This window comes from Frateuria aurantia DSM 6220 (assembly GCF_000242255.2).
In the GTDB taxonomy this organism is placed as follows: domain Bacteria; phylum Pseudomonadota; class Gammaproteobacteria; order Xanthomonadales; family Rhodanobacteraceae; genus Frateuria; species Frateuria aurantia.
This window is the reverse complement of sequence record NC_017033.1, coordinates 1,527,651-1,540,019: the sequence shown is the minus strand read 5'-3', so window position 1 is coordinate 1,540,019 and position 12,369 is coordinate 1,527,651. Positions and strand designations below refer to the sequence as shown.

Sequence of the window (12,369 nt, the reverse complement as noted above, 5' to 3'; positions counted from 1 at the left end):
GACTGGTCCTTTCCACATCACGGCGCCGCGGCCAACCGCACCCCCACCCGAATCAGGCCGGCACGCCAGGACGCAGCCGCATCAGCACCTGGGCCAGCAGTTGCGCATCCAGCAAGGCCCCGTGCTTGTTGCGCTGATGGCTGATCGCGAATCGCTGCAACAAGTCATCCAGCTTGTTGGGCATGCCCGGGAAGCGGGCCCGTGCCAGCTTCAGACTGCAGGTGATCCGGCAGTGCTCGGCCAAGCTGCTGCCATGCCCCATAAGTCGCAGTTCGTTGTCGATAAAGCCGGTGTCGAAGGCCGCGTTGTGGGCCACCATTTCACTTCCCCTCACGAAATCCAGCAGTGATTCGGCCTGGCTGGCAAACCGCGGCTTGCCGATCAGCATGGCATCACTGATGCCATGCACGCGCCGCGCCGCCCAATGCACCGGATGGTCCGGCTGCAGATAGGTGTGGTACTCGCGTCCGGTCAACCGCCCGTCAATCATTTCCACCGCACCGATCTCGATGATGCGGTCACCCATGCGATACGAGATACCCGTGGTCTCGGTATCCAGCAGCACGATACGGCTCATGCTCGCATCTCCATGCCAGACATGACCGACGCCGCAACGGCAGACGCGACCAGCAGCGATGATGTCATCGCCTCGGAACTGCATCCATCGGATGGCAGCCATGAAATGGTTCCGTACATGGTTTTCAGGTTTCGGTAAAAGTCGGCCCCGACCTTAACACCCGCGGGACGGCGACGCACCGGGACAAGTCCACCACCCTTTTACAACCATCCGTGGAGATGAGGTAGAACCCCCTGAAAGCCCTAAATATCAGGCCTCAAGCATGCGATGGCTGAGCAAAAACTCCCCACTTATCGACGAAGAACCAAAAAAACCTGGTAGGAAATTTTCACTTCCTTGAGGCTTCGTTGGCTCTTTCTCTCGCAAGTTTGCATCTGACCAAGGAGGCAATCTACGAACCGTTCTAGCGAAGAGTTTTAGCGCGTCAGATGCACGATACTGGCTGTCATGGAAAGAGCTTGTATGGGCTGTCCAGATAGCGCTGCGCTGGATTGAGTTTACGGGTATCCAAGCCGTAGGTGCGCAGCAGCCATCGAGAGGTACCTCCTGCCTCACCTCCAACAACGCCGCGTCCATGAAGCCCAAGACGGTTATTGACGATCAAGATGTCGCCAGGGGCGATGACCACGGCTGTTGAGCATGTCAGGCAAGCCTGCTCGAATCGCTCCGCCGCAGATGTGGCAGCCTCTGAGTCATAGTCTGAATCGCTCGCGCTGTGGCTGTAACGAATCCAGTAGCCATCCCCTGCTTCGAAAAGTAGCTGGATGTCCTTCATGGGCTGTGCGAGAGGGCTCGTGTCGCCAAAAATCAACTTTAGACCGGAGGTGAACGTTTTTTGCGGACGAATCACGTACTGGGGCTTGGTCAGCTCCTTAATGTCATGCTTAGACAATTGACTCAGCACAACGCTTAAGGGCATTACAGTCGTTGCGATTTGATCCGGATTGCGTAGGCCACTCAGGCAGACAAAGTCAGGTGATGGGGCGATACGCTTGTCCAGCTCATGTAGCTGCCCACGTACGGGGAAGTAGACCGCGTCGGTATGACCGCGCATGCTGCCCTTGGACTTTTCAGCCATTTCGCCTTCGCCACGGAACGGTACGAGATTCACGAACAGATGCCCGTCATTTTCAGATCCGTAGGAAATCGTGTCGGAGTTGAGCACTGCCAAGCAGGCAATAGAACAAGCTCGCGCCGCGATGGTGCTTTCGTCGTCAGGGACGGGAATGAAGGCGGCAGGGGTTTCTGGCAGGTCCCCAACCTCAAACGCCGATCGCAGATGAATCAGGGGCATAGTCCAAGCACGTTGCTGAATGTCGTGCAGACTCACATTGGCTTGAGCGAGCAGCGCTTCGATCTCGGGGCGCAGGGTAGCCCCCAAGGCGTCAGGGTGGTCAAGCGCTGATAAGCATACGCCCAAGGGGTTTCCACGCATCCATTCACTTACAGCCCTGTGAATGGCTCCTGCAAAATGATCGTCAATCAATTGTGTCCCTACGCATCACAGTGATATAAAGATGATATAAAATACAGCGTCGCGCACCATCGACTCAGAAACGAAAGCCGGATCCTAACATGAAATGTAATGGCAATTTGACCTCCTCACCCTTGAGAGAATGGGCGAATTACCTTACGTGGGTGTCTAAAACAGGCGACTTTCAAGTAGTCGCGGGCGAGCATCAATGCATCGTACAGCTGCGAGATGGTCAGCATTTGAGAGTGCATGCACCGACTCCAGATCTGCTCGCCAAGAAGGTCATGGCGGAGCTCACTTCCAACTTCGTTGCTGCGCCCCACATAACGGATTTAGATAAATCTTCGTCTCTCGTGCCTACCCAGGATGAGTCGCCCAAGGAGGTGCCTATGTCTAGTCATTACGAACCTGCTGTTGCGCGTGCCAGTGTAGCTCCGGGATCAGTATCGGCCAGCAGTACGAAAGACGTGCTGCAGTCCATCGGTGTCTATGTACCTGAGTCCATGCACGTCGCGTTGAAGGATGTAGCGGCACGCCAGGGCAAGAAGTTTTCCGTGCTCGTGCGTGAAATGGTCGAAGACAGCTACGAGAAATTCGAGAGCGCCATTAAAGTCCAGAGCCCAAGGAAGCTGCTCGACAGCCACGAACGCAAGGTCGCCAGCTACTCCGGGAAGTCCTCTCAGTGGATGGCGCGCGTCGATCGCCCCTTCAGCCTTGAGCTCAAACTGACCGCGAAGGAATACGGTCGGTCAGCGTCTCAGATTGTTGGCGGGCTATTGGCCGAGGCACTTTCTCATTGCTCTGAAACCCTGGAGGCGCCCGCCGTTTCCCAGCAGGATATCCAGCAGGCTCAAGCCGCCATGCAGGCTATCGTAGGGCCAAAGGTAACTGCACTTGCCGACTTCATGGGGCTGTCGGGTAAGCGGCTATTGGTCAACGAACTGCTCGCTGGGATGGTGCGTGCCCCGAGTGTGCTGCTCGACAAGATGGCCGACTTCTTCAGCCTGCCGCGAGACGTCGTTGCACAGACCGTCAGATGTAATTTCCAACAATTACCGGCACCGTCCTTCAGCGCACCCAATGGTCAGCCGCGAGTGCTCACCGAACCGGTGTCGTGGAATGAGGCTGTAAAGGCGCTGAACTTGCCCGCAGAAGAGGAAGCCCAGCTTCTGGCATTAGAGGACTGATATGAATCCCTTCGACCGAGCGCGAATTCAAGCCAACAACACTCGGTCGACCTTGGTGGCCGCAAGCGGTATGCTGCATCCGACCAGTGAGCAGTTACTGGCCGGCGTTGAACAGGCGCTGGGCTTGATGGTTGAGCCAGTATCGCCCGGTTACTACGCCCTTGGCGGCGGTGATGCGTATATCCAACGTTGCTACCTAACCATTCTGATTCGCAATGATGTCTCGGCCCAAGATCGGGCTTACCTTTTGGCTCATGAACTTGGCCATTGGTATCTGGATCCGCCCTTGGCACCTACGGGCTCCACGCCGACGCCTGCACGTGTCAGTGACTTGGCGGGCTCTGCGAGTCAAGGTACTGCGGTTCTTGAAGGGTATGGAGCCTGGGAGCGCCAGGAACTCCAAGCCAACGTGTTCGCGCGGGAATTGCTGCTACCTCGTTCATTCGCTAGGGCGCTTTGGCACAACGGCTGGCGATCGCGCGCCATAGCAAATCACTTCTGCTTACCCCTAGAGCTCGTCCGGCAGCAGTTGGCAGATGCATTGCTGCTGCCTGATGTGCCTGCGCTTCCAGTGGCTCCGACGCACCCTCCCAGTGATGCTCAGCGTCTTGCCGCTCAAGCGCCTGAGCGGTACGTCAATGTCGTTGCGGGGCCTGGCACAGGGAAGACAACAACTCTGGTGCACAGGGTCGCTCATCTGATCGCCACTGGCGTGCCTGCCAGCCGAATTTTGGTCATGACGTTCACCAACCGCGCAGCCCAGGAGCTTGTTGAACGGCTTACTGCTGGGAGCGCGCCTAATGCGGCCCAGATCTGGGCGGGAACGTTTCACTCATTCGGGCTTGAGATCCTTCGCAAGCACCATCACCTGTTCAACCTCACACCTCAGATCAAAATCGCCGATCTCTTGCAGCAGGTACGATTGTTGGCCGGCGAGCTGCCCAATCTGCGGCTGAATTACTTCTTCAGGCTCCGTAACCCCTACGATTGGCTGCCTGACGTACTCAAGATCATCCACCGGCTGAAGGAAGAGCTGATCTTCCCAGATCAATACGCCGCGATCGTACAGGCGTTGCCAGCCGTCGAAGAGGATGTCGCTCGTGAGCGTGGTGACATCGTTACCCTCTATCGGGCGTATGAGGCTGCGTTACGTCGGGATGGCTGGGTAGACCAGCCAGATCTGTTGGTTCGCCCAACGCTCATGGCACGTGATGATCGCCCCACTCTGGCGCCGTTTCTGGAGCAGTTCGACCACGTGTTAGTCGATGAGTATCAGGACGTCAATCACGTCATGGTCGAATTCGTGAAGCTGATCGGTCCCATCCAGCGCAACCTTTGGGTGGTGGGCGACATTCGCCAGGCTATTCACCATTGGCGGGGCGCTTCGATTCAGAGCTTGCTCAAATTCGATGAGGCCTACTCCACACGACGCGATGATGCATCCCTGCAACGCTACACGCTGGACATCAACCGGCGCTCGTCTCCGGAGATCTTGCGCCTTGTCCAAAAGGCCGGCACGACTCACGTCCTTCAGCCCATCCAGCCGTTGGATCAGGTTTTTCCCTCACGCGCAGCGAGCGGGCTTCTACCAACTTTGGTGCGTACCTCGTCGAAACCCAAACAGCAGAGTATGGTCGCGGCCCAGGTCGAACAGGCCAGAAGCGCCGGGTACCGATATGGCAGCCAAGGCGTTATCAGCGCCACGAACGCCCAAGTTGATGAGTTGGCGCTAGCGCTTGAGCAGGCAGGGATTCCCGTTCTTCATGTCGGCGATTTGAGCCAGCGTGTGGAGGTCAAGGAGTTCATGTGCTTCATGCAACTCCTAGCTCGGCGAAGCCCCAGTGCACTGTTGGGCCTTCAGAGACAACCTGACTTCAGCATGCCTATCGCCGATATCCAGCTGCTGATGGGACTCTCTAAACAGGGGTTTGAGCATCAGCGTGGCCGTTGGCTGCGAACCTCTGCACCAGTCCCAGGGCTCTCCCCTAAAGGGCAGCAGGTCGTACAGGCGCTGCGCACCCTGCTGCAGGGTAACTCACGTAGTTCACGTCCTTGGGCCTTTGTCTGCGATCTTATGTTCGAGCAAGGCCATGGCATGGGCTCGCTTTCTGATGATTCTGTTGCGGCCCAAATTCGGCGCCTCGCCATCTGGCAGTTTCTCTATGGCGTGCGTAATACCGATGGCGTCGGCAGCCAGGCCACCTTATCGAAGTATCTGATCAGGAAAGACTTCCAGCGCTACATTGGCCAGCGTTCCGGAGAGCGCGTGTTGCCACCAGAGGCAGCAGCTATCGATGCGGTCAGGGTCATGACGGTTCATGGCAGCAAAGGCCTTGAATTCGATGTCGTGCACATGGCCAACGTTGAGCTATCGCGCTATGGCGCAGAGCCACCCGCCTGGTCTAACGAGCGCCAAGGACTTCTGCTTCCCCCGGAGGCTCTCAATAGCACACCGCAAATGCGGTCTGAAGGTGAAGCGATCGAGCGCAACAACCTACTGTATGTAGGCCTATCCCGCGCGAAGAATCTACTGCGAGTGTATTGCGGGCCGGATGACTCGACCGTGCCTCGCTCCCTGCTTGACCCGGCTGTTATTGCTCGGTACACGGGAGCGCTTATACCAGCAGTGCCTGAACCAGCACCGCGCCATCGCCCCCTGGTTACGCCTGCTAGCATCAGCTATGCCGCCTTGGATGGCTTCATGACCTGTCCGCTCCAGTACCACTACGGTTATGAGCTCAACTTCCCGGCTGAGCAGGAGATGGACGTCTCCATGCGTGCCATAAAATCCGTACTTGTCGGGCTTGAATACTTCTATCGGGATGGTATGGCGCCCGATCAGGCGTTTTCACAGGCATGGCAGGAGAAGTCACTACCTACTTTCCAAGAGGACGGAGCACTGTCTGAGGATGCCTGGGATGCATTCGGTCGCGGAACTGCGCTACTCCCATGCGTGGCGCAGTACGTTCCTGAAAGCACTACGAGTGTGAACGGCCAGAACATCACCATGCCTTGGATGCTACGCGACACGGAAGGAGGACTGATCTGGTTGCGCACCGGCATGAACCTGAATAAGGTTGCTAAAAACGTGCGCCCCATCATGGAAAATCTGGGGGGGGGTAGCCGATGCCAACGTATGACTTTGCATTCATTGAGCAGTGGTCGTACCGAGTCCTGCATACCGTCGGCCAAAGCTTCCAGTACCAGCCTCTACAAATCAGTTTCGGCGCTCAGGGCCAGCGACCGCACAGCCCGTAAAGGGAGGCACTGTGATCGATGTGCGTATTCGACCATTTGTGCTCAGAGGCCCTAGGGCGTGTCATCAATTGAGTACAATGACTGAGGCAATCCAGTAGATGGCACCGAGGAAATTTCGGGCTGTCTTGTCGTACCGGGTGGCGATAGCCCGGTACTGCTTGAGTTTGGCGAAAAAGTTTTCGATCAGGTGTCGATCCCTGTACAGCACCCGGTCGTAGTCCCGCTGCACTTTGCGCGTGGGATGGGAAGGGATCACGATCTGCGCGCCGATGCGCTGCATGGGCTCAATGACACGCGCCCGCGCGTCGTAGGCGCGATCGGCGAGTAAAGCCCCGACCGTCGCCCCAGGCAACAAGGCATCTGCACCTTCGAGGTCCGAAGCCTGGCCTGCGCTCAGATGGAACGCCACCGGGTTACCCAGTGCATCAACCCGAGCATGGATCTTGCTGCTCAGTCCGCCGCGGCTGCGTCCGATGGCCTGTGCCCCCCCCCCTTTTTGCCCCGGCACTGTGCTGGTGCGCCCGGACGATGGTGCTATCGATCATTGCATATTCGTTGGGTTCTACCCCGATTTTTCGGACACTTCCAAGAAAGCTCTGGACTTGCCCGGCCAGCCAGGCATCGATCAAGGCACTGCGACTGAGCCTGTGAAAGTCGGGCTAGGGCATGCCTAATCCGTCAGGCAGACAAACAAAAAAGCCGCCTGCAATGCAGACGGCTTTCTTGTTTCCAATGCTTTGGTAGCGGGGGCAGGATTTGAACCTACGACCTTCGGGTTATGAGCCCGACGAGCTGCCAGACTGCTCCACCCCGCATCAGAGTCGGCAAGTATACGGAGCTTGCGACGACTGCGCAAGCCCCGTATCGATCAGGCCACGAAGACCTGCTGGCACCAGCTCAGCAGCGGTCCCCAGCAGAAGCCCAACGCCACCAGCACCAGCACGTTGAGGCTCAGCACCAGCCGCAGCGGCAGATTCGACTGCGGTGCCGGGAAGTGGTCGCTGGCCTCGACCCGGTCGAAGTACATGACTTTGACGACCCGCAGATAGTAGTACAGGCCGATCAGGGCAAAGCCCAGCGCCACCACCGCCAGCCAGACCATGCCGGCATGGATTGCCGCTTCCAGCACCATCAGCTTGGCGAAGAAGCCGAACAGGGGCGGAATGCCGGCCAGCGAGAACATGACCAGCAACAGCAGGAAGGCCAGCCAGGGCGAACGCTGGTTGAGACCGCGCAGATCCTCGATACGGTCGCATTCGAAGCCGGCCCGGGCCAGCGCCAGGATCACGCCGAAACCGGCGGTACCCATCAGCGCGTAGCTGATCGCATAGAACAGCGCCGCGGCATAGCCTTCAGGACCGGCATTGACCAGGCCCACCAGCAGAAAACCCATGTGCGAGATGGTGGAATAGGCCAGCATCCGCTTCAGATTGGTCTGGACCAGGGCCACCACGTTGCCGATCGCCAGTGACAGCACGGCCAGCACCGCGATGATGGGCTGCCAGACATGGGCCAGATCACCCAGACCGCCGTCCAGCAGGCGGTAGGCCATGCCGAAGGCCGCCAGCTTGGGCGTGGAGCCGATAAACAGGGTCACGGCGGTCGGCGAGCCTTCGTAGACATCGGGTATCCACATATGGAACGGCGCGGCACCCAGCTTGAAGGCGATGCCGGTGATCATGAAGATCATGCCGAACAGCAGCAGATGATGCATGGCGACATGGGGCGCCGCGGCATGGATCACCGCCAGGTCCAGACTGCCGGTGGCACCGTAGATCATCGACATGCCGTACAGCAGCATGCCCGAGGCCAGCGCGCCCAGCACGAAGTACTTCATGGCCGCCTCGGAGGACAGCGGCGAATCACGGTTGAGGGCGACCAGTGCGTAGGAAGACAGGGTCAGCAGCTCAAGACCCAGATAGACGGTGACCAGGTTGCCGGCCGAGACCAGCAGCATCACGCCCAGTACCGCGAACAGGGTCAGGCTGTAGAACTCGCCGACCCACAACTTGCGTTCCTGCAGATAGGGCTTGCCGAAGACAAAGACCAGTGCGGTGGTCAGCAAGGCGAAGACCTTGAGGATCTCGGAGACCCCGTCGCGGACAAAGCTGCCGTTGAAGGCGGTGACCGCCCTCTCCGGCTGGCCTTTCACCACCAGCACGATGGCGAACAGCACGAACACGATGGCCAGCCAGTGGACCACGTTGCGCCGCGCCGGGGCAAAGGCATCGACCAGCAGCAGGACACAGGTGACGGCCACCAGATAAAACTCGGGGACCAGGGTCAGTACATCATTGATAGTCGGCATGGATGTGTCCGCTCAAAGCTTGGAGTGGTTCAGGTTCTGAACCAGCTGGGTCACCGAAGCATCCATCAGATGGATGAACGGCTGGGGCCACACGCCCACCACCAGAACGGCAGCAGCGAAGGCCAGCATCGTGATCCACTCACGGGTGTCCAGATCCTTCAATTGGGCGACGGCCTCGTTGACCACCGGCCCCCACAGCACCCGCTTGACCATCCACAGGGTGTAGGCCGCGCTGATCACCAGAGTGAAGGCCGCGCCCAGCGCCACCCAGGGGTTCAGCGAGAAGCTGGAGATCACCACCATGAATTCGCCGACGAAGCCGCTGGTGCCCGGCAGGCCGTTGTTGCCCATCATGAACAGCACGAAGAACAGGCCGAACCAGGGCATGGTATTGATGACGCCGCCGTAGTCCTTGATCAGACGGGTATGCATGCGGTCATACAGGATGCCGATGCAGGTAAACGCGGCGCCGGAGATGAAGCCATGCGAGACCATCTGGATCATCGCGCCCTGCATGCCGAGCACCGCAAGGTCGGAGTCGCCATGCGTATGGATCAGCTCGACCGCCACGAAGATGCCCAGGGTCACGAAACCCATGTGCGCCACCGAGGAATAGGCCATGATCCGCTTCATGTCGTCCTGCACCATCGCCACGTAGCCGATGTAGATGATCGCGACCAGGCTCAGGCCGATCACCAGCCAGGCGTATTCGGCCGAGGCATCGGGCACGATGGGCAGACTGAACCGGATCAGGCCGTAACCGCCGATCTTCAGCATGATCATGGCCAGGTCGACCGAGGCACCGGTCGGGGCTTCGACATGGGCGTCCGGAAGCCAGGTATGCACCGGCACCATCGGAATCTTGACCGCGAAGGCGATCAGGAAGGCGAAGAACAGCCACGTCTGCTGGGTATGGTCCAGCTTCAGGGCCGCCAGAGTGGCGATGTCGAAGGTGCCGGCCTGGGTGTACAGGTAGATCAGCGCCGCCAGCAGCATGATGGAGCCGAAGAAGGTGTAGATAAAGAACTTCATGGCCGCGTACATGCGACGGGGGCCGCCCCAGACACCGATCAGCAGGAACATCGGGATCAGCATGCCTTCGAAGAAGACATAGAACAGCAAGGCATCGGTGGCCGCGAAACAACCGATCAGCAGGCCTTCCATCACCAGCATGCAGGCGAAGTACTGCTTGAGCTTGTAGGTGATGGACCCCCAGGACCCCAGGATCACCAGCATGGTGCCGAAGGTGACCAGCAGGCACATCGCGAAGGCGATGCCGTCCACACCCAGTGCATAGGCGGTGTGGATCGGTCCGCCCCAGGCCAGATGCTCGACGAACTGGGGATTGGGATTGGAGGAGTCCATCATCGGCCACATCACCATGTTCAAGGCGAACACGAGAGTGGTGACGACGACCGTGGTCCAGCGCACCGTGTCGGGGCGATCATCGCGCACCAGCAGCAGGCCGAAGCCGGCGATCACCGGGACCCAGATCAACAGGCTGAGCAAATAATTCGACATGACTATGTTTGCTTCCTAGTGACTTCAGTGCCCGAACACCCAGTACCCGCCAAGCAGCAGGACCAGGCCGAAGATCATGGCAAAGACGTAGTGATACACGAAGCCGGTCTGCAGCCGGCGCAGGCTGGCCGCCAGTCCGTGCACGGCCGCGACCGGGCCGCCGACGACGACACCATCCAGCAGGCCTTTGTCACCCGCCTTCCAGAACAGCCTGCCCAGGGCCACGCCACCGCGTGCGAATACGGCAAAGTAGGCCTCGTCGACCCAGTACTTGCGGTCCAGAAGCTTCCACAAGGGGTGGAAAGCCTGCTTGATCCTGTCGGCCACCGAAGGATTGAACACATAGATCCAGGTGGTGATCACGAAGGCCGCCAGCACCAGCAGGAACGGCAGCTGGACAAAACCATGCAAGGCCATCGCCAGCGCACCGTGGAAATCCTGGCCCAGCACGGTCAGCACGTTGTCGGCCGGATTCACATGGATGGCATCGCCGAACCATGATCCGAACAACAGCGGCTGCACCAGCAGATAACCGGCCAGCAGGGACGGAATCGCCAGCAGGATCAGCGGCAAGGTCACGACCAGCGGTGACTCCTTGGGTGCATGGGCCAGCACGCCGGGCTTGTGGTCGTCGTGATCATGGCCGTGACCATGGGCTGCCTCGATGGTGAAACGCGGCTTGCCGTGGAAGACCAGATGCAGCTGACGGAAGGTATACAGCGCTGTCACGAAGGCACCCGCGGTGACGCAGAACCAGGCGTAGCCCGCACCGAAGCGATGCGACTCGCCCACCGCCTCGATGATGGCATCCTTGGAATAGAAGCCGGAGAAGAACGGCACCCCGCACAAGGCCAGGGAGCCGATCCACATCGTGATCCAGGTCACCGGCATGTAGCGACGCAGGCCGCCCATATAGCGCATGTCCTGCTCGTGATGCATGGCCAGGATCACCGAACCGGCGCCCAGGAACAGCAGTGCCTTGAAGAAGGCATGTGTCAGCAGGTGGAACACCGCGCCCGAGTAGGCCGACACGCCCAGGGCCACCGTCATGTAGCCGAGCTGGGACAGTGTCGAATAGGCCACGACCCGCTTGATGTCGTTCTGCACGATGCCGATCATGCCGGTGAACAAGGCGCCCGTGGCACCGATCACCATGATGAAGCTCAGCGCTGTCGGCGAGAGTTCATAGATGGGCGACATCCGCGCCACCATGAAGATACCGGCCGTGACCATGGTCGCGGCATGGATCAGCGCCGAGATCGGGGTCGGGCCTTCCATCGAGTCGGGCAGCCAGACATGCAGCGGAATCTGCGCGGACTTGCCCATCGCACCGACAAACAAGGCGATGCAGATCACCGTCGCCGCATCCCAATGGGTGTGGGCTGTGATGGCCACCGTCTTTCCGGGCAGCTGTCCGATCTGGGCAAAGACCTGGGCATAGTCCAGGCTGTCCATGAAATAGACCACCGCGGCGATGCCGATCAGAAAGCCGAAGTCGCCGACGCGGTTGACGATAAAGGCTTTGAGGTTGGCGAAGATCGCGCTTTCACGCTGGTAGTAGAAACCGATCAGCAGATAGGAGACCAGACCCACCGCTTCCCAGCCAAAAAACAGCTGCATGAAGTTGTTGGCCATCACCAGCATCAGCATCGAGAAGGTGAACAGCGAGATATAGCTGAAGAAGCGCTGGTAGCCCTCCTCGCCCTTCATGTAGCCGATCGAGTAGATGTGCACCAGCAGGGAGACAAAGGTCACCACCACCAGCATCAACGCGGTGAGCTGGTCGACCATGAAGCCGATGCTGGCATTGATGTGGCCGACCTGGAACCAGGTGTAGATGTTCTGGTTGTAGACCGTGCCCTGCCCGCTGAGATAAGGGACCAGCACGCCCACGGCCAGGATGAAGCTCAGGGCCACGCCCAGGATGGTCACCCCCGCGGCACCGCCGCGCTTCAGCCAGCCGCCGGCAAGGCCGGCCAGCAAGGAGCCGACCAGCGGCGCCAGGGCGATCGTCAACAATATCGGTGTAGAGACTTCCATCGCA

The 12,369-nt window shown here is 59.3% G+C and carries 7 protein-coding genes, 1 tRNA gene and 1 pseudogene; 2 read left to right on the top strand and 7 right to left on the bottom strand.

Annotation, left to right across the window (positions count from 1 at the left end; all coding sequences use genetic code 11):
* Positions 1–52: 52 nt before the first annotated feature.
* Positions 53–577, bottom strand: coding sequence for a DNA polymerase III subunit epsilon (gene dnaQ / locus FRAAU_RS07055; RefSeq protein ID WP_014402860.1), 525 nt, complete (start codon positions 575–577; stop codon positions 53–55).
* A gap of 445 nt (positions 578–1,022) precedes the next feature.
* A complete protein-coding gene (locus tag FRAAU_RS07050) occupies positions 1,023–2,063 on the bottom strand; it encodes a Fe(II)-2OG oxygenase family protein (protein WP_156803368.1) in 1,041 nt (346 codons plus the stop codon).
* 89 nt (positions 2,064–2,152) lie between these two features.
* On the opposite strand from FRAAU_RS07050, the gene FRAAU_RS07045 reads away from it, so the two are divergent.
* Both FRAAU_RS07045 and FRAAU_RS07040 read left to right on the top strand, forming a co-directional pair.
* Entirely contained in the window at positions 2,153–3,238 is a 1,086-nt protein-coding gene (locus FRAAU_RS07045; RefSeq protein ID WP_156803367.1) for a hypothetical protein, read from the top strand.
* A 1-nt stretch (position 3,239) separates the two neighbouring features.
* Positions 3,240–6,551 carry a UvrD-helicase domain-containing protein gene (locus FRAAU_RS07040; RefSeq protein ID WP_014402856.1) on the top strand — a complete coding sequence of 1,104 codons (3,312 nt, stop codon included), beginning with the start codon at positions 3,240–3,242 and terminating at the stop codon, positions 6,549–6,551.
* Between the two features lie 9 nt (positions 6,552–6,560).
* On the opposite strand, the pseudogene FRAAU_RS07035 reads toward FRAAU_RS07040, so the two are convergent.
* From FRAAU_RS07035 to nuoL, 5 genes and pseudogenes are all read right to left on the bottom strand, one after another.
* Positions 6,561–7,053, bottom strand: a pseudogene (locus tag FRAAU_RS07035) (IS5 family transposase); the annotation flags it as partial.
* Between the two features lie 181 nt (positions 7,054–7,234).
* Positions 7,235–7,311, bottom strand: a tRNA-Met gene (locus FRAAU_RS07030).
* Positions 7,312–7,364: 53 nt separating this feature from the next.
* Entirely contained in the window at positions 7,365–8,804 is a 1,440-nt protein-coding gene (nuoN, locus tag FRAAU_RS07025; RefSeq protein WP_014402855.1) for an NADH-quinone oxidoreductase subunit NuoN, read from the bottom strand.
* A 12-nt stretch (positions 8,805–8,816) separates the two neighbouring features.
* A complete protein-coding gene (locus FRAAU_RS07020; protein ID WP_014402854.1) occupies positions 8,817–10,325 on the bottom strand; it encodes a complex I subunit 4 family protein in 1,509 nt (502 codons plus the stop codon).
* A 24-nt stretch (positions 10,326–10,349) separates the two neighbouring features.
* Positions 10,350–12,365 carry an NADH-quinone oxidoreductase subunit L gene (gene nuoL / locus FRAAU_RS07015; protein WP_014402853.1) on the bottom strand — a complete coding sequence of 672 codons (2,016 nt, stop codon included), beginning with the start codon at positions 12,363–12,365 and terminating at the stop codon, positions 10,350–10,352.
* Between the last annotated feature and the right edge of the window lie 4 nt (positions 12,366–12,369).

Coding starts and splice junctions, on each gene's coding strand:
- nuoN (WP_014402855.1), bottom strand. CDS start 8,804: ATGCCGACTATCAATGATGTACTGACCCTGGTCCCCGAGTTTTATCTG.
- dnaQ (WP_014402860.1), bottom strand. CDS start 577: ATGAGCCGTATCGTGCTGCTGGATACCGAGACCACGGGTATCTCGTAT.
- FRAAU_RS07045 (WP_156803367.1), top strand. CDS start 2,153: ATGAAATGTAATGGCAATTTGACCTCCTCACCCTTGAGAGAATGGGCG.
- nuoL (WP_014402853.1), bottom strand. CDS start 12,365: ATGGAAGTCTCTACACCGATATTGTTGACGATCGCCCTGGCGCCGCTG.
- FRAAU_RS07040 (WP_014402856.1), top strand. CDS start 3,240: ATGAATCCCTTCGACCGAGCGCGAATTCAAGCCAACAACACTCGGTCG.
- FRAAU_RS07020 (WP_014402854.1), bottom strand. CDS start 10,325: ATGTCGAATTATTTGCTCAGCCTGTTGATCTGGGTCCCGGTGATCGCC.